At 62.4% G+C, this 18,532-nt stretch carries 16 protein-coding genes; all 16 read right to left on the bottom strand.

What is annotated here, in order from left to right:
* The 16 genes from Q4G24_RS02245 to Q4G24_RS02170 all read right to left on the bottom strand — a co-directional run bounded on the left by Q4G24_RS02245 (position 1) and on the right by Q4G24_RS02170 (position 18,503).
* Entirely contained in the window at positions 1-2,202 is a 2,202-nt protein-coding gene (locus Q4G24_RS02245; RefSeq protein ID WP_303364878.1) for a glycosyltransferase family 4 protein, read from the bottom strand.
* 10 nt (positions 2,203-2,212) lie between these two features.
* On the bottom strand, positions 2,213-3,073 hold the full coding sequence (locus Q4G24_RS02240; protein WP_303364877.1) for an NAD-dependent epimerase/dehydratase family protein: 861 nt from the start codon (positions 3,071-3,073) through the stop codon (positions 2,213-2,215).
* Between the two features lie 77 nt (positions 3,074-3,150).
* Entirely contained in the window at positions 3,151-3,981 is an 831-nt protein-coding gene (locus Q4G24_RS02235) for a shikimate dehydrogenase (protein ID WP_303364876.1), read from the bottom strand.
* Positions 3,982-3,988: 7 nt separating this feature from the next.
* On the bottom strand, positions 3,989-5,878 hold the full coding sequence (locus Q4G24_RS02230) for a bifunctional sugar phosphate isomerase/epimerase/4-hydroxyphenylpyruvate dioxygenase family protein (protein WP_303364875.1): 1,890 nt from the start codon (positions 5,876-5,878) through the stop codon (positions 3,989-3,991).
* 3 nt (positions 5,879-5,881) lie between these two features.
* The gene (locus Q4G24_RS02225) at positions 5,882-7,414 is read right to left on the bottom strand and encodes a tripartite tricarboxylate transporter permease (protein WP_303364874.1); all 1,533 of its coding nucleotides are present in this window, start codon (positions 7,412-7,414) and stop codon (positions 5,882-5,884) included.
* Positions 7,414-7,914 carry a tripartite tricarboxylate transporter TctB family protein gene (locus tag Q4G24_RS02220; protein ID WP_303364873.1) on the bottom strand — a complete coding sequence of 167 codons (501 nt, stop codon included), beginning with the start codon at positions 7,912-7,914 and terminating at the stop codon, positions 7,414-7,416. The genes Q4G24_RS02225 and Q4G24_RS02220 overlap by 1 nt, the downstream gene beginning before the upstream one ends.
* A gap of 57 nt (positions 7,915-7,971) precedes the next feature.
* Complete coding sequence (locus Q4G24_RS02215) at positions 7,972-8,964, bottom strand: tripartite tricarboxylate transporter substrate binding protein (RefSeq protein WP_303364872.1); 993 nt, start codon at positions 8,962-8,964, stop codon at positions 7,972-7,974.
* 122 nt (positions 8,965-9,086) lie between these two features.
* Entirely contained in the window at positions 9,087-10,037 is a 951-nt protein-coding gene (locus Q4G24_RS02210; protein ID WP_303364871.1) for a LysR family transcriptional regulator, read from the bottom strand.
* Between the two features lie 75 nt (positions 10,038-10,112).
* On the bottom strand, positions 10,113-11,540 hold the full coding sequence (xylB, locus tag Q4G24_RS02205) for a xylulokinase (RefSeq protein WP_303364870.1): 1,428 nt from the start codon (positions 11,538-11,540) through the stop codon (positions 10,113-10,115).
* A 1-nt stretch (position 11,541) separates the two neighbouring features.
* On the bottom strand, positions 11,542-12,201 hold the full coding sequence (locus tag Q4G24_RS02200) for an HAD family phosphatase (protein ID WP_303364869.1): 660 nt from the start codon (positions 12,199-12,201) through the stop codon (positions 11,542-11,544).
* Positions 12,198-13,655, bottom strand: a complete 1,458-nt coding sequence (locus Q4G24_RS02195) for a mannitol dehydrogenase family protein (protein ID WP_303364868.1) — start codon at positions 13,653-13,655, stop codon at positions 12,198-12,200. The genes Q4G24_RS02200 and Q4G24_RS02195 overlap by 4 nt, the downstream gene beginning before the upstream one ends.
* Before the next feature lies 1 nt (position 13,656).
* Positions 13,657-14,421, bottom strand: coding sequence for an L-iditol 2-dehydrogenase (locus Q4G24_RS02190; protein WP_303364867.1), 765 nt, complete (start codon positions 14,419-14,421; stop codon positions 13,657-13,659).
* Positions 14,418-15,416: an ABC transporter ATP-binding protein gene (locus Q4G24_RS02185; RefSeq protein ID WP_303364866.1), complete on the bottom strand. Its 999-nt coding sequence runs from the start codon at positions 15,414-15,416 to the stop codon at positions 14,418-14,420. Before Q4G24_RS02185 ends, Q4G24_RS02190 begins: the two co-directional genes overlap by 4 nt.
* 9 nt (positions 15,417-15,425) lie before the next feature.
* The gene (locus tag Q4G24_RS02180; protein ID WP_303364865.1) at positions 15,426-16,250 is read right to left on the bottom strand and encodes a carbohydrate ABC transporter permease; all 825 of its coding nucleotides are present in this window, start codon (positions 16,248-16,250) and stop codon (positions 15,426-15,428) included.
* A gap of 11 nt (positions 16,251-16,261) precedes the next feature.
* Positions 16,262-17,131, bottom strand: coding sequence for a carbohydrate ABC transporter permease (locus Q4G24_RS02175; protein ID WP_303364864.1), 870 nt, complete (start codon positions 17,129-17,131; stop codon positions 16,262-16,264).
* A gap of 55 nt (positions 17,132-17,186) precedes the next feature.
* Positions 17,187-18,503 carry a sugar ABC transporter substrate-binding protein gene (locus Q4G24_RS02170; RefSeq protein WP_303364863.1) on the bottom strand — a complete coding sequence of 439 codons (1,317 nt, stop codon included), beginning with the start codon at positions 18,501-18,503 and terminating at the stop codon, positions 17,187-17,189.
* Positions 18,504-18,532: the final 29 nt, after the last annotated feature.

Raw genomic sequence — 18,532 nt, 5'->3', positions numbered from 1 at the left:
TTAACGCTTTCCCGTCAACGCATGACGCAAGCTGGCCATACGGTTGGATAACAATTGCCCGCGATGATCCAATTCCACCCGCGCAGCCTGATCCATATGAGTCAGCCGATCGCACAGGTCGCGCAGCCGGCTGATCTCGGCCCGCGCCACCTCATCCATATGATGTAAGCGTTTAATTTCATCGTGCAGGGCGGCAACCTCAGCTTCGGGAAGCTGTGTCACAACAGGCAGCGGATCGGCTGGAGCGGCTGGGGCAACAGCCGCAACGGCAGGCTGATCCGCAACCGACGCTTTCAACTCATCGAACTTGGCCTTAATTGTCATCAGCCAGGTATTCGTCTCACGCAGCTTATCCAGACGCTCCCGAAGCGCACCATTCGCCTCGGTCAGTTTTTCGCAACGATTGGTCAGTGCCTCCAGTCGCCCGTCCTTTTGCGGAATGATGGCCGAACTGTCAGCCAGAAGCGCCTGCACCAGCGCAAGGCGGCTATGTGATCCACCTTCGGCGTGGCGCTTTTCAGCCGCCGAAAACAGCCGCAACCAGTCCGGCAGCTTGGAATACCATGACCATTCTTCGATATGCTTCAGATTTTCACAGGCCAACTCGTCACGGGTTTCGGGGCTTTCCAACAAGCGTTCCAGCGCGTCAGCCATCGCATCCACGTTGCGTTCAGACAAGATGAACTGATGCTGCGATTCCCCCGACACCTCGCGCACCAAACCAACATCAGTGCTGACGAACGGCAGACCCGAAGCCATTGCCTCCAACACCGGATTGGGCGTGCCCTCATGACTGGACGAACAGACCAGCACATCAATTTCACCGTAGTAGTCGACCATTTCATCGGCATCACGATGGCGGATATTGCGATCCGCAACATGCAGGCTGATCGGCAATCCCTTGGCCTGCAACCGCTCGACCGCAGGGACAAGGATGGAATGGAAGCCCTTGGGGTCTTCCTGCAAGCTGGCATTGCCCTTGGCCCAGTTCGAGTTCCCAACCCAGCCGACAACCAGCGACTTGCGCTGTTCTCCGCGCGCCTGTTGCGCGATGCGCGCACGTTCAAACCGCCCGAACGAAACCGCATCCGGCGTTTCCGAGGCAGGCGCAGGCAGGTTCAGCCCGGAATATTCGTCATACAAACGCGCGGATGAAACAGCATAAGCATCAACCGCCGCAAATCCCCCCCGGCGCGAAGCGACATCTTCCCGGCGCAGGAACAGATGGTCATAAACCGAGGTCGAAATCGCCGGGGCTGCGATCCGCTCGGCCAGATCTTCGGCCTTCAGGCCCGACAACTCGTGGACGCGGCGCAGCATGGGCGTAAACAGCGACGAAAAGAACAGCTCGCGCCACATGAAATGCACATTGTCAAAACTGTTCTTGCAAAAGACTTCGGCAATCAGATCGGCGGGTTTCTCATAGTCGGTCACATAAAACCGCGAGACCTGATAACGCCCCTCCAGCAGCGGCGCGATGTTGTTGATGATATTGGCAAAAGCCCAATCCGGCCGGTCAATCACAATGGCCATGCGCCGCTGACGACCGGCCAGCGTCGCGGGCGACGCAATCGCCGTTTCAGTGCTGCGTGCGATGCTTTGTTCCAGTCGCACAGCAGCAGAACCGGCAGGCGCCAGCCCCCAAAAGCCCACCCACGCAACAGCCGAAGCAGGGCGCAGCGGCTCGGTGGCAGCACCCGAAATCGCGGCGTGAACGGGACCAGCCACCTGAACACTGTCAAAATCCGGCCGGGGGAAAAGCGCCACACCTTCGGCCGGGGCCGCCAGCCACCAGCCATCCGCCTGCCCAAGCAGCGCATCGCACAGGCTGCGCCATTCGGGAAACGACAGGGCATCGCGGCTGTCACGCTCTGGCAATTTGCCATAGCCCAGCCTGCCAACCTCATTTGGCTGCACGACCAGCCGCTTTGGCGCCGCATCGGCCAGCATCGACAGGCACGCCTCGGCCGGGGTATCCGCGGGAAGGCCGTTCAGCACGACAACAATATCAATCGCACCATCCGGGCGCATCCAGCCGGTCAGAACCTCTGCCGCCCCCGCCGCAACCAGCGCATCCCGCTGAAGGTCGGTTGCATCCGGCGCCCAAATGCGGGCATCAGTCAATTGTGCATCGGCAAGATGGATTGCCGCCAGCGCAATCTCGGACAAGCGGCCATTCAGGTTACTGGTTACAAGAGACATATGATCTTTCTCAGTTATCGGAAACTGTGCGCCAGAATTCACGCAGCCCTTGCTCCAGCCCGACCGAGGCAGACCAGTTCATCAGATCTGCCGCATGTGCCGGACTGCCCATCGAAAAGCGAATATCACCGGGTCGCGCCGCCGCGTGATTGACCGCGGATGCCGGCATAGCCGCCACCGTATCCAGCGTCGCAATCAGGTCCAGAAGGGTCGTGACCTTGCCGGTGCAAAGGTTGGCAACCTCGGCCCCGCCGCTGCGCAGGGCAAAGTCCCGTGCCGCGATCAGTCCGGCCACGATATCACCAACGTAAACAAAGTCGCGGCTTTGCATCCCGTCGCCAAAGACCGTATGCGCGACGCCTTTGCGCAGATTGTCGCAAAACTTCGAAATCACCCCGGCATAGGGTGAGCGCGGGTCTTGCCGGGGTCCATAGACGTTAAAAAACCGCAGACCGACACTCGGCAACCCGTGAATGACCGCAAAAGCCCGCGCCTGATGCTCACAGCCCAGCTTGTCCGCGCCATAGGGCGAAATCGGAGACGGCACCAGTTGTTCGGTGCAGACCTGCTGATTCTGGTCGCCATAAATTGCCGCCGATGAAGCATAGATGACCGGCTTGCCGCCATGCCGGGCCGCCGCCTGCATGATTGAGATTGTTGCACCCAGATTGGTCCGATGCCCACCCTGCCAGTCGGCAATGCAATCCTGAACGGACACCAGCGCCGCAAGGTGGAAAACCCCATCGCTGCGCGCAACCAACTGATCGACCAGCGGCGCATCCAGAATACTGCCTTCGACAAACTCTGCGGCCTCAGGAATGTTGTGGCGGTGTCCCGTGGACAGGTCATCAAGAACCACGACCCGGCGCAACACAGCGCCCAAACAATAAGAACCGCAACATGAGCAGCATCCGGGGCACGGCATCACCATGCCCCGGATGCGGGCATTTAATACCGGATCTGCGCCAGCCCGCGCAATTCATCGGCGGTGGTCGCGGGAAAGCCAAAGAACTCCAGATAGGCGGGGATCTGTTCGAACAGCATATCGGTGCCGATCTGGACCTGACAGCCGCGGGCGCGGGCCGCGGCGAGGAAGGCGGTTTCCTCGCGCTTCATCACCACTTCACCGACAAAAGTTTCCGGGGCAATGCGGGTGGTATCCATCGGCATCGGGTCGCCCTCGGCCATGCCCATCGGGGTGGCGTTCACCACGATGTCCCAACCTGCGGGATCGTTGCTGCCCGTCTGGACCGCAATCGGATAGGCGGCACGGATACGGCCCGCCAATGCCTCGGTCGCAGCGATGTTCAGGTCGTAAAGCCCGATCCGCGCCGCCCCGGCCTTAGCCAGCGAGGCCGCAATGGCCGAACCGACGCCGCCCGCACCAACCACCAGCGCCGAGGCCCCGGCCACCGCCCGGCCCTTGCGCAAGACGCCGCGCACGAAGCCTTCGCCGTCGAACATATCACCGATCAGCCGCCCGTCGGGGTCGCGCCGCACGGCATTGCAAGAACCGCAGATCTGCACGGTCACGCTGACCTCATCCAGCAGCCCGACCACCGGCACTTTATAGGGCATGGTGATCAGCGCCCCGCCAAAATTGCGCATCCTTGCGGCAGCAGGCAGGAAGGTTGCGAAATCGTCAGGCTCAACCCCCATCGGGACCACCACAGCATCAATGCCCCGCGCATCGAACCACGGGTTATAGATCATTGGTGCCTTGAAACTTTCGGTCGGCACACCGATATGCGGGATCAGCTTGGTATAGCCTGAAATCATTGGAAAATCATACCCTTGGAATAGCGCGGCCGCCCATCAGCCGTTTCAGTGCGGCAATGCGGAACGGCGCGTTATAGGCCCCATAGCCGTTATAGCCGCCTTTGCGTTGGACGATTTCAAAGAACATCCCGCCAAGCAGCGGCTGGCCGTAAAGCTGGAAGAACTCGCCCCCGTCCTCGTCGCGGTCATACAGGATATTATGCGATTTCAGCGCCGCCAGCAGTGCCGGGTCCAGCCCGAAACGCGCCTGAAGATCGGCGTAATAGTTTTCCGGGATCGGCAACGGCTGGAACCCCGCCGCCTGCATCTGCACGGCGCTGGCCAAAAGGTCGCGGCTTTCCAGCGCGATATGCTGCACCGTGGACCCCATGGATTCCGACAAAAACTTGCCTGCCAGCGTCCGGTGCGATTCCGCACCGTTCAGGGTAATCCGCGTCTGCCCGTCCGGCGATTCCAGCGCCTGCGAGCGCACCAGCCCGTCCGGGTCGGCCACGTCGATCATCGGGTGCCGCCCCATGTCAAAGATCGAGGTATAGAACAGCGACCATGACAGCATTTCATCATAGGGCATGGTCTCGGCCAGATGGTCCACGCGAGTCAGGCCGAAATCATTGGCAGGAGCGCCGGTCGGGTCGAACTCAACCTGCCAGACATCTGCAAGGCCGCTTTGCCGGTCGATGAAATGCAGGACCGAGCCGCCAACGCCGCGAATGGCGGGAATGTCCAGCTCTCCCGGCCCAACGGGCTGGTCAAAGGGCTTGGCGTCCAATGCACGGGCGCGGGTGATAGTGGCCCCCGCATCCTGCACACGCAGGCCAATATCGCAAACGCCGGTGCCGTGATTCAGGTAAAAGCTCTGCGCGAATCCGGTCTGCTCGGTGTTCACGATGATGCGAATATCGCCTTGCTGCCAAACGCTGACGCGCTTGTTCTTATGCTCCAGCGTGTGCCGGAAACCCATGCTGTGCAGTGATGCGGCCAGCATCTTCGCATCCGCATCATTGGCGGCGAACTCGATGAACTCGAACCCTTGCGCGGGGATATTCGGTGGCAAGGCTGGGGTGTCAGGCAGCAGGCCCGGTTCCGCCCGGCGGGTCTGATCCGCCAGCCAGATCAGGCTGCGGTGGCCGTCACGCGCGATTCCCTCGGGGCTGCCGCCGCGAAACTGGTCGTTAAAGATTTCCAGCGACAGCGGGCCAGCATAGCCCGTCGCCGCCACCGCCCGCATGAAATCAACCACGGGCAGGTCGCCCTCGCCCGGCATGTTGCGGAAATGGCGCGACCAATACAAAAGGTCCATGTCGATCAGCGGCGCATCGGCAAGCTGCACGAAAAAGATTTTGTCGCCGGGGATACGGCGGATGGTGTCAGGGTCGATCTTGCGGGACAGGGTATGAAAGCTGTCCAGAATCAGCCCAAGGTTCGGGTGATCGGCGCGGCGCACGATTTCCCATGCGTCGCGGTGGTCGTTGACATGGCGGCCCCATGCCAGCGCCTCATAGCCAATCTTCAGCCCGCGTTCTGCCGCAATGCCCGCCAGCTCGGCCAGATCATCGGCGGCGCGGTCGATGCCGCCCATCGCCGCAGGGTGCAGCGATGAACAAATCAGCATCAGGGGCGCACCCATCCCGGCCATCAGGTCGAATTTGTGCCGCGCCCGGTCAAATGCCTGCCGCCGCAGATCGCCGGGCAGCCCCTCGAAGTCGCGGAAGGGCTGGAACAGCATCACCTCCAGCCCGTGATCGCGGGCCATTGCCCCCGCCTCGGCCGGGGATGCGGCGTCGCGCAGGAAATCCTGTTCAAAGATTTCCACCCCGTCGAAACCAGCCGTCGCGATGGCGCGGAACTTTTCCCGCAGCGTCCCGGCGATGGATACGGTGGCAATGGCGGTTTTCATGGCTTACCCCCGGTTCAGCTTGTCTTCATCGGTCAGCGGCACCAGCCCCAACCGTTTCTGCCAGCGTTTCCAGATCGGCGTCTGGCTGAGGAAGATCGCCAACACCATCAGGAACAGCACCAAAGACAGCGGGCTGGTCAGGATACCTTTGAACAACGCCGGCAAGCTTTCCTGTTCGGAAATAATCGCCCGCCGCCAGTTCTCGTCCAGCAGGCGTGACAGGATCACCCCCAGAATCACCGGCCCAAGCTGGAACCCATAGCTGCGCATGAAATAGCCCAAGACACCAAAGCCAAGCATCCAATACACATCGGTGATCGAGCTGTTCACCGCATAGGCACCGACGATGGACAAAAGGAAGATCAGCGGGATCAGCACCGAGCGGGGCATTTCCACAATCTTGGTGAACAGCTTGATCCCGGTGAGGCCAAAGATCAGCATGAAGATATTAGCCAGCACCAGCGAGCCGACGATGAACCAGAACATCGAGGGCTGTTCGATCATCAGCATCGGGCCGGGGTTCAGCCCGTGGATGAACAGCGCCCCGATCATAATGGCCGTCACCGCATCGCCCGGAATCCCCAGTGTCAGCATCGGGATAAAAGCCCCGCCAACGGCGGCGTTATTGGCGGTTTCGGGTGCGACCAGCCCTTCCTTGGCGCCTTTGCCAAACGGCACTTCGGGATTGCGGGTGATGCGCTTGGCATGGTCATAGGCCATCAGCGCGGCCACATCCCCGCCCGTTCCCGGCAGCGCACCGACCACAACGCCAATCCCCGAGGTCTGCATCGACAGCGGCAGATATTTGCGGATCGAGGCCCATTGCGGCACGATACGGTTGATCTTTTGCCGCACGGCAACCGCGTCGATATGGTGCAACTGCATCAGCGCCTCAGACAGACCGAACATACCGATCATCACCGCGATAAAGCTGATCCCGCCCCACAGGTCGGTGATGCCAAAGGTGAACCGCTCCTGCGCGGTCAGCGGGTCCATACCGACGGTGCCAAGCATCAGGCCGAAGGCCCCGGCGAAGATACCTTTCAACAGGCTTTCACCCGAGAGCGAGCCGACCAGCAGCACACCCAGAATGGCGATCAGCATGAAATCGCGCGGCTGAAAGGACAGCGCAAAATCGCTGAGTGCAGGGGCGGCGACGGCCAGCACAAAGATGCCGACGAAACCACCAACAAAGGACATGACGGTGGACAGGCCGATGGCCTCGCCCGCTTCGCCCCTCTGAGCCAGCGGATAGCCGTCCATCGCCGTGGCAATGGACGAGGGCGAACCGGGAATGTTCAGCAAAATCGCCGTGCGCGACCCGCCATAGACTCCGCCCATAAAGATGCCGACCATCAGGCTGAGTGCCGAATACACGTCCCAGGTAAAGGTAAAGCCAATCAGGATCGACACCGCCATCGTGACCGACAGGCCCGGAATGGCACCGACATAGACCCCGGCGAATGTCCCCGCCGCGACCAGAAACAACAGTTTCAGATCCAGCCACGGGATCAGGAAATAGCTCAGAGCATCCATCAGAACAGCCCCCGGATCGCGGCCAGAATCTCACCCTCGGGAACGATGCCCGCAGGCAGCAGAACCGAGAAGATCAGCCGGAAAACAACGTAAACCACCGCAAGGCTCAGCACCGCCAGCCCAAAGGCCGACAACACGCCGCCACGGCGCAGGTAGAGGATCGACAGGAACAGGAATGCCAGCGAGGTCGGCAGGAACCCAAGCGGCACGACCAGCACAGCATAGGCGGCGATCAGCACCGTCAGAATCACCACCCGCGCGGGCAGAATATCGGTGAAGAAGCTGCTGCCGTCTCGCGGGCTTTGCAGCGTATTGCGCAGGATCATCCCTGAGGTGACAACCATCGCAAAGGTCAGTGCCATCGGCAGCGTGCCGGGCGAGGACAGCGACGAAAAACCCGAGATATTATAGGCCGTCCAGAGCAGGAACAGGCTGGCAAGAAACAGCAGAGCGTTAAAGACTAACTCGCCCGCGCTGCGCTGGTTACGATGGTGTTGCATGGGATGGTTCCGGCGATCAGAGAAAAGCCGCGCCCGGTCAGGGGCGCGGCACAGGCGTTACGGCTTGGGGATACCCAGCTCCTCGGGCGACACTTTCGCCAGCCCGGCATCCTGCAACAGCCAGGCGGTCGTGGACTGCCAGCCGTTCAGGAACTGCTGCGCCGGTTCGCCCGACAGGCTTTCGATGATATAGCCGCGCTCGTTCATCAGATTGACGAAATCGTCGCTTTTCGCGCCCTCGGCATAGGCGTCAACCAGCTTGGCCACAGCCTCATCCGGGGTGCCTTTCTTGACAAACACGCCAAAGAACGGACCCCAGGGCAGGTATTGGTCATATTCCGGGTTGGTTTCCGAAATCGTCGCCAGATCGGGCAGCGCCTCGGCACGGTCCTTATCCACCAGCGCGATGGCCTTCATCCGGCCGCCCTTGATTGATTCGATGGCCGCACCCAGCACGGCAGGCATCACGTCGATCGCCCCGCCTTGCAGCGCGGTCAGCGCCGGGCCGTCGCCGTCATAGGGAACCGCGGTGACGTTCAGATCATGCCTGGATTGCAGCATGGCGGTAACGACCGAAGCCAGCCCGCCCGGCCCGGTCGAGCCGAACTTCACCGCGCCCGGATTGGCCTGAATATAGGCCAGCATTTCCGGCAGAGTGTTGAACGGCGCGTCGTTGCGGGCGACCAGAATCGGCACACCACGGGCAAGGATATTGACGGTTTCGTAATCCGAATAATCCACGTCACCAAGGCCCATCACCTTGTAAAGCAGCGGGTTTTCGGCCCCCATCAGCAGGGTGTAGCCATCGTCTTTCTGCGCCGCGACAAACTTGGTCGCAATCGCGCCGACGCCGCCAGTCATGTTACGCATGACGACCTTTTGACCAAGGATACGTTCCGCATGGGGCGTGACGGTGCGCATGACCACATCAGTCGAACCGCCCGCGCCCCATTGGATCACACCCTGAATCTCTTTGGCGGGATAATCCTGCGCGGCAACCGGCAGGGCAAAGATTGCGGCGGTCAGGCCGCCGATCAGCAGATGTTTCAAAATATTCCTCCCTTGGGGTCAGAAAGTTACGGACCCTTCGGGCATAATCTGACCGCAGCCCAAGTAAAACCGCAAATATAATTATGACTGCGGCATTAACATCATGTTAATATCACGGTGGATCATGTCCCTTTGCGCAATTCCCACGGCCGCGTTTCGGTGGCGCGGCGCAGCTCGCTTCCGAACTGGCTGATCGCATATTCAGCAAAGCTGGAAAGCACCCGCCCCGTCTTGGTAACGGTATGGATTTGCAGTGTAATATCTACATCCAGCGGCACCCGGACAACGCCCGGCATATAAACTTCGGCCACGGAGAACTCGTCAATGATGGCCACGCCAAGATCATGGCGCACAAGGCTGACGACGGTCTGCGCGAAACGCCCCTGCATGGCATAATCAACCGGCAACCCGGCCTGAATCAGCGGGCGTGCCAGAATCGCGCCGTAAGGATCGGACGGGTCCACGCCGATCATCGGAAACCGCGCCAGATCGCGGACAGAGACCCGACGCTCCGCGGCCAGCACATGACCTTCGGGGACGATAGCCACCAGACTGCCTTCGGCGGTCAGGGTGCTGGTCACAGCGGGGCTGTCCAACGCGGCAGACATCATCACGAACTCGCCCCGCTCCAGCATCAGATAATCCAGCGTTTCCTCGATCTTCAGGATGTTGAGGTCGATGAACAGGTCGGGAAAGCGGTTGCGCACCTGCCGCAACGCGCGGGCGGCGATGAATTGCGCGATGGACGGGGCCGAGGCAAAGGCCAGATCCACCGCCTCGCCCCGCCGCAAACTGTCCACGGCCCGGTTCAGAGTTTCGACGCCACCGTAAACACGGGCAATCTGGTCGAAAATCACCCCGGCCTCGATCGCGGGAACAAAGACGCCGCCGCGCCGCTCGAACAGACGCAGTTTCAGCGATTCCTCGGTATGGCGCACAAGGCGGCTGATCCCCGGCGCGCTGACCCCAAGCATCCGCGCGGCCCCGGCAATGGTGCCGGTCATCATCACGGCGCGGATCACCTCGATCTGGCGCAGGGTCAGACCGGGCTTGCTGGCGCTTTGGCGTGGCATGGCACCCTTTCCCCCACCCATCGCCCTGCTGCGCGGGCAGGAGCCTCCGGCGGGGATATTTGAGGACAAAAGATATTATGCGCGATAAAGACCACGAAAACGTCCCAGAGCCTCGGCAAAGGCCGGGCGCAGGGCGGGATCGGGCGTGATCTCGGCAGCGATCCTGGGCGGGGTGCAGACCTGCGCCGGGTCCGCCCCGGTGGCCGCCATCAGCCCCAGCCGCGCCGCGCCGAATGCCGCGCCGAAATCGCCGCTTTCGGGAACCAGAACCGGAATATCCAGCGCGGTGGCAATCGCCACCAGCCAGTAATCCGACCGCGCCCCGCCGCCAAGCGCCAACAGTGCCTGTGGATCAGACCCCGCCGCCCGCAGCGCGTCGAGGTTATCGGCCAGCGCAAAAGCGACGCCTTCCAGCACGGCGCGGGTCAGGGCGGCACGGTCGCTGCGTGCGGACAGCCCGTGAAAGCTGGCGCGGATGCCGGCATCGTTATGCGGCGTGCGTTCGCCCGACAGATAGGGCAGGAACGTCACCGGCCCCGGCGCTTGCAGCGGGCCAAGTGCCGCCGTCAGATCCGCCGGGCGCGCGCCGGTGATGGTGGCGAACCATTCCATCGCGGCGGATGCCGACAGGATCACGCCCATCTGGTGCCACATGCCGGGCAAGGCGTGGCAAAAGGCGTGAACGGCGCTTTCGGGGCGCGGCAGGTAACGGTCGGTCGCGGCAAACAGCACGCCCGAGGTGCCAAGGCTGACAAAGCCCTGCCCCGCCGCAACCGTCCCCGCGCCGATGGCGGTGGCGGCGTTATCGCCTGCACCGCCCGCGACGACCACGCCCGGCGACATGCCCCAGTCGGCGACCAGTTCCGCCCGAAGAGTGCCGGAGACCGCGTTACCCTCGATCAGCGTGGGCATCTGGTCGCGGCGCATCCCTGACGCCGCCAGCAGCCGGTCCGACCATTCCCGCGCGCCGGTATCCAGCCAGCTTGTCCCCGCCGCATCCGACATTTCCGCGACATGCTCGCCGGTCAGCCACAGGCGCAGGTAATCCTTGGGCAGCAGCACCTTGGCCACGCGGGCAAAAGCGTCCGGTTCGTTTTCGGCCATCCAGACCAGCTTCGGCGCGGTAAAGCCCGGAAAGACAATATTGCCGCTGATCGCGCGGAAATCGGGGTCGGCGTCCAGCGTTGCTGCCTGCGCGTGGCTGCGGGTGTCGTTCCACAGGATCGCCGGGCGGATCACCTGATCGGCAGCATCCAACGTGACCGCGCCGTGCATCTGGCCGGACAGGCCGATCCCGGCGACCGCGCCCAGATCGTGCTGACCGCGCAGTTCTGCCATAGCGGCACGGGTCGCGCTGATCCAGTCGGCGGGGTTCTGTTCCGACCAGCCGGAATGGGGGCGCTGCACCGTCAGCGCGGCGGTTGCGGATGCGATGATGCGCTGGTCCGCGTCCATCAGCAGCACCTTGACCCCGGATGTGCCGAGGTCGATTCCCAGATACATATTAACCCCCTATATCACGCACGGCCTGCGCCAGATCGCCCATATCCGCGATAATCGCATCCGGGTGCAGCGCGGGCAAGCGTTCGGGCAGGCGGGCGGCCTGCGCATGGCTGCCGCCGGTAAAGCCGATGACCCGCATCCCGGCGGCCTTGGCGGCGGTGACACCGGCAAGGCTGTCCTCGACCACGATGCAATCAGCGGGGGCCGCGCCAAGCCGTTCGGCGGCCAGCAGGAACAGATCCGGCGCGGGTTTGCCGTTCTGCACCATGGTTGCCGAATAGATATGCGGCGCAAAACAGTCATACAGCCCGGTCAGCGTCAGGCAATGTTGCAGCCTTTCCGGCGTCGAGGACGAGGCCACCGCGCGGGGCATATCCAGCCCTGTCAGCGCCTGTGCAATGCCGGGAACGGGGCGCAGCTCGGCATCGAACCGCGCCTTCAGCCGGGCGCGATAATCGGGCAACAAGGGCGAGGCATCGACCCCATGTTCCGCCTGCACCAGCGCCACGATGCTGGCGATGGATCGCCCGATCATCCGATCAAAGATTTCCGCATCCGCGACCGGCGCCCCGGCCTGACGCAAGGTCAGGCCAAGTTCGGCCACCGACAGAGGTTCGCTGTCCACCAGCACCCCGTCACAGTCGAAAATCAGCGCCGTCATTGGCCCAGATAGGCGCGCAAGGTCGCCTCGGTCCCGTCACGCCACAGCATCCCCAGCCAGCGGGCAAAGGGCTCAGTAAAGCGCGGGTCACGGCCTGTTGCGCCGTAAATATCGGCCATGCCCAGCCATGCCTCGGGGTTTTCCCGCGCGGCCTGACCGGCCACCGTCAGCCGGTCCCAATTCGGATCGTTGGGTTCAATCACCGTGCCGCTGTCGGTGGTGCCGGCGCAATAGCGGCACCACAGCGCCGATTCCAGCGCCAGACCATCCACCGGCAGGCCCTTTGCCAGACGGTCAGCAATGGTCGGGATGATGAACTTGGGCTGGCGGTTCGACCCGTCCAGACACAGCCGCCGGATCGTGTCACCGATTTTCGGGTTGGCGCAGCGTTCCTTGACCTTTTCAAAATAGGCGGTCAGGTCGGTGTTCGGCACCGGCGGCACCACCGGGATCACTTCTTCGGTTTCCACCTTATCCAGAAAGGCGCGAACCAGATCGTTTTCCATCCCCTCATGGACAAAATGAATGTCCATCAGCCCCGAGGGATAGGCGATGATCGCATGGCCGCCGTTCAGGATGCGGATCTTCATCAGCTCCCACGGGGTCACGTCGGTGACGAACTCGACGCCGACCTCCTCCAGCGCGGGGCGACCGGCGGGGAAGTTATCCTCCAGCACCCATTGGATGAAATCCTCGGCAAAGACCGGGGCGGCGTCGTCAATTCCCATATCGCGGATCAGGGCGCGCTCGCGGTCGCCCGTCGCGGGGGTGATGCGGTCAACCATGCCGTTCGGAAAGGCGACATTGGCGGCGATCCACTCGGCAAGGTCGGGGTCAGAGAGGCGCGCGGTTTCCACCACCGCCTCGCGCGTGACGAGGCCGTTGTGGGGGATGTTGTCGCAGCACATGACGGTAAAGGGCGGGGTGCCAGCAGTGCGGCGGGCGGCAAGGCCCGCGACCAGCATCCCGAACACGGTTTTGGGTGCGTCGGGCGAAGCCCCATCGGCGGCAATCGCCGGATGGGTGGGGTCGAAGTGCCCGGTCGCGGCGTCGATGAAATAGCCGCCCTCAGTGATGGTCAGGCTGGCGATGCGGATCGCGGGATCGGCCAGCTTAGCCACAATCGCGGCGCTGTCGGCGGCGGGCAGATGATCCACCATCGCGCCAATGACGCGCGGGTCCGAGGCATCCGCCGATTGTTCGACCACGGTGTAAAGGTAATCCTGCCCTGCCAGAGCATCGCGCATCCGCGCGTCGCCCGGCATGACGCCCGCGCCGATGATGGCAAAGTCATGGCCCTTGCCGGTGTTCATCAGCCGGTCCAGATAAACCGCCTGATGCGCCCGGTGAAAATTGCCCAGACCGAAATGCACGATCCCGCCGGTCAGGGCGGCGCGGTCATAGGTTGGGGTGGCGGCGTCCAGCGCGGCCAGATTGGCGTTGTTCAGTTTCATCTCAGCTCATCCAGTTGCCGCCGTCGACGTTATATGTCTGCGCGACGATGTAATCGGATTCAGGGGTGGCAAGGAAAATCGCCATGCCGGTCAGGTCGTTCGCAGTGCCCATGCGGCCAAAGGGGACGGCGGCGCCGACCTCGGTCTTTTTCTGGCCGCGAGGTTTATTTTCATATTCCGCGAACTTGGCGTCCACGCCGTCCCAATGCTCGCCGTCCACCACGCCGGGGGCGATGGCGTTGACGTTGATGCCGTGGGAAATCAGGTTCAGGCCGGCCGATTGGGTCAGGCTGATGACGGCGGCCTTGGTGGCGCAATAGACGGCCACCAGAGGCTCGCCGCGCCGCCCGGCTTGGCTGGCCATGTTGATGATCTTGCCACCTTTGCCGCGTTCGATCATGTGGCGGGCGACGGCCTGCATGGTGAACAGCGTGCCGCCCACGTTGATTGCGAACAGCCGGTCGTAACTGTCCCGCGTGATGTCCACGATGGGGGCCAGATCGAACAGGGCGGCGTTGTTGATCAGAATGTCGATGCCGCCCATTGCCTCGACCGCCTGCGCCACGCCCGCGTCGATGCTGGCCTGATCGGTCACGTCCATGACCACCGGCACCGCACCGATTTCGGCCGCCGTGGCGCGCACGCCTTCGACGTTGATGTCGGCAATGGCGACGCGTGCGCCTTCGCGGATATAGCCTTCCGCAAAGGCGCGGCCAATGCCCCGTGCTGCGCCGGTTATCAGCGCGGTTTTGCCCTCTAACCTCATAGTGCGAGTCCTTCTGCGTCGAACTTATAGATGCGTCCCGGCTGAGGCGTCAGCCAGATGCGGTCGTCGTGATGGACCGGCACCTCGCCATTGGCGCGGGCGATAACGCTGGCACCATTGTCCAGATGCACATGCAAAAGCGTGTCAGACCCCAGATGTTCCGCCACGCCGACGATGCCACGATAGGCACCTTCGGTTGTGGACAATTGCCAGTGTTCGGGGCGCACCCCGATGGCATGCGCGCCATGGGCCGCAGCATCGGGGCCTTCGATAAAGTTCATGTTCGGGCTGCCGATAAAACCACCGACGAAACGGTTTGCGGGTTTGTTATACAGCTCCAGCGGCGATCCCACCTGCTCCACCCGGCCCGCACGAAGGACGACGATCTTATCGGCCATGGTCATCGCCTCGACCTGATCGTGGGTCACATAGATCATCGTGGTTTGCAGGTTCTGATGCAGTTCGGAAATCTCGACCCGCATGTTCACCCGCAGCGCCGCATCAAGGTTCGACAACGGCTCGTCAAACAGAAACGCCGCCGGTTCGCGCACGATGGCGCGGCCAATGGCGACGCGTTGGCGCTGACCGCCGGACAATTGGCCGGGGCGGCGGTCCAGATAGTCGGTCAGGTTCAGGATGCGGGCGGCATGTTCGATCCGCCGGTCCTGTTCCGCCTGCGGCATTTTCGCCATTTTCAGCGGAAAGGCGATATTCTTGCGCACCGTCATATGCGGGTAAAGCGCATAGGACTGGAACACCATCGCCAGCTTGCGCTGCGCGGGAGCAGCGTGGGTGACATCGCGCCCGTTAATCAGGATCTGCCCCGAGGTCACATCCTCCAGCCCCGCGATCAGCCGCAAGAGCGTGGATTTGCCGCAGCCCGAGGGGCCGACAAAGACCACGAACTCGCCCTCGGTGATGTCCAGATCGACGCCGGGAATAACCTCGACATCACCGAACGCCTTGCGCACTTGCTTCAGGGTAATGCTGCCCATGGTATCCCCTTATTTCACCGCGCCGAACGTCAGGCCGCGGACAAGTTGTTTCTGGCTGAACCAGCCCATGATCAGGATCGGCGCAATCGCCATGACCGATGCCGCCGAGAGTTTCGCCCAGAACAAGCCCTGCGGGCTTGAGAACGAGGCGATAAAGGCCGACAGCGGCGCGGCATTGGTCGTCGTCAACTGGATGGTCCAGAAACTTTCGTTCCATGCCAGAATGATGTTCAGCAGCATCGTGGATGCGATCCCCGGCACCGCCATCGGCGTCAGGATGTGAACGATTTCGTCGCGCAGGCTCGCGCCGTCCATCCGCGCGGCCTCAAGGATTTCGCCGGGAATCTCGCGGAAATAGGTGTAAAGCATCCAGACCACGATCGGCAGGTTCATCAGCATCAGGATGATGGTCAGACCGATGCGCGTATCCATCAGCCCGGTGCGCAGAAAGATCAGATAGATCGGCACCAGAACGGCGACGGCGGGCATCATCTTGGTGGACAGCATCCACATCAGAATGTCCTTGGTCCTCTTGGTGGGCGAAAAGGCCATCGCCCAGGCCGCCGGGATGGCCACGATCAGCGCCAGCACCGTAGACCCCAGCGCGATAACGACCGAGTTCATAAAGGGCCGGATATAGTTGCTTTGCGACTGCACGTCCTGAAAACTTTGCAGGGTAAAGGACGGGATCAGGTTGAACCCGGCAATCGCCTCCTGTTCGGTTTTCAGGCTGGTGATGATCGCGTAAAGGATCGGAAAGAACAGCATCAGGGCCACCGCCCATGCGGCGATGGTCCACAGGATGCGGCTGCTTTGCGGGATTGCGCGTGCCATGTGATCCCCCCTCAGTCCAGATTCTTGCCGACGGCGCGCATCAGGAACAGCGCCACGATATTGGCCAGCACAACGGCGATGATGCCGCCCGCCGCCGCCCCGCCCACGTCAAAGTTCAGACGCGCCGCGCGGTAGATCAGATAGGTCAGGTTGGTCGAGGCATTGCCCGGCCCGCCCCCGGTGGTGACAAGGATTTCGGCGTAGACGCCCAGCAGAAAGATCGTCTGGATCAGCACCACCACGGTAATCGCCCGCGCCATATGCGGCAGGGTCAGATGCGTGAACCGCGCCCAAGCGCCCGCGCCGTCCATTTCGGCCGCCTCGACCTGCTCGCTGTCCAGCGATTGCAGCGCAGTCAGCAGGATCAGCGTCGCAAAGGGCAGCCATTGCCAGGCCACGATGATGATGATCGAAAACAGCGGGAATTGCGCGAACCAGTCCACCGGCGACACACCCAGAAACCGCGCTATGTCGGCAAAGACGCCATAGCTGGGGTGCATGATCATGTTCTTCCAGATCAGCGCGGCCACCGGCGGCATGACGAAAAAGGGCGAGATCACAAGGATGCGCACGATCCCCTGCCCGAAGATCGGCTTGTCGATCAGCATGGCAACGCCGATCCCGCCGATAACGGTAATCGCCAGCACCCCCAGCACCAGAATCATCGTGTTCAGGATGGATTCCCAGAACGCCGGGTCAGTGTAGAAATACTGATAGTTGAACCACCCCGCCCAACTGGTTCCAGCCGGGTTCAGCAGATTGTAATTCAGGAACGAATAATACAGCGTCATGCCCAGCGGCACGAGCATCCAGACCAACAGCAGGATAATCGCGGGCATCCGCATCAGTCGGGCAATCCGGGCCGTTTCGCGTGTCGCCATGGCAGCGTCCCTTTGCGCAAGGAAAGCGCCGCCCGGTCAGGGGCGGCGCAAAGGGTTACTTGGGATAGCCGGCGCGGGCCATTTCACGGGCCACGTTGGATTGCGCGGCGCTCAGCGCGGCCTCGCCCGTGGTTTGCCCGGCCAGAGCCGCTGCGAATTGCTGTCCTACAGCGGTGCCAATGCCCTGAAACTCGGGGATAGCAACGAACTGACCCCCGGTATAGGGCACCTCATACACCGAAGGTTCTGCGGTGTTGGCCGCGTTCATCGCCGCCAGCGTGATCCCGGCAAACGGAGCCGCAGCCTGATAATCGGCGTTTTCATACAGCGAGGTCCGCGTTCCCGGAGGCGCAGCGCGCCAGCCTTCTTTCTCGGCCACCAGCGCAGTGTAATCCTTGCTGGTTGCCCAGGCGACAAAGGTCTTGGCTGCATCCTGCGCCTTAGACGAGGCCGGGATCGCAAGGTTCCACGACCACAGCCAGTTGCCGCGATTGTCCACGCCTTCCTTGTTGGGGAAGCTGGCGAAACCGACGTGTTCGGCCACGGTCGAGTTTTCCGGGTCGGTCACAAAGCTGGCCGCCACGCTGGCGTCAATCCAGATGCCGCATTTGCCCTGCTGGAACAGCGACAGGTTTTCGTTAAACCCGTTGGACGACGCGCCCGGCGGGCCATAATTGGTCATCAGCGCCAGATAATCGGTCAGGGTTTCGCTCCACTCGGCGCTGTCGAACTGCGGTTTCCAGTCCATATCGAACCAGCGCGCGCCATAGCTGTTGGCCATGGCCGACAGGAACGCCATGTTCTCGCCCCAGCCGGGCTTGCCACGCAGGCAGATGCCGTATTGCTCGGCCGATTTGTCGGTCATGGCTTCGGCGGCGGCCTTGATCTCGGTCCAGGTCGGGTTTTCGGAAATGGTCACACCCGCAGCCTGCGCCAGATCGGTGCGATACATCACGATGGCCGATTCGCCATAAAACGGCGCGGCATACAGCGTGTCATCCACCGAAAGCGCCTGACGCACGGCGGGCAGCAAGTCGTCGGCATCATAGCCTTCGGGCATGTCGGTCATCGGGACCAGCCATTCCTGCTTTGCCCAGATCGGCACCTCATAGTTGCCGATGGTCAGCACGTCATACTGACCGCCACGGGTGGCGATGTCGGTGGTCACACGCTCGCGCAGGATGTTCTCCTCCAGCGTGACCCAGTTCAGGGTGATGTCGGGATGCGCCTCGGTAAAGGCGCTGGCCAGACGCTGCATCCGAATCATATCGCCGTTGTTCACGGTGGCAATGGTGATGGTTTCCGCCATCGCAGGCGCGGTCAGCGCAACGACAGCACCAGCGCCCAAAAGGCTGCGCAGGGAAATGGTCATGTGATCCTCCTCACAAACAACAAATGCCC

Origin of the sequence: Paracoccus sp. (in: a-proteobacteria) (genome assembly GCF_030538695.1) — a bacterium.
Taxonomy (GTDB): domain Bacteria; phylum Pseudomonadota; class Alphaproteobacteria; order Rhodobacterales; family Rhodobacteraceae; genus Paracoccus.
This window is presented reverse-complemented; position numbering and strand designations above follow the sequence as displayed.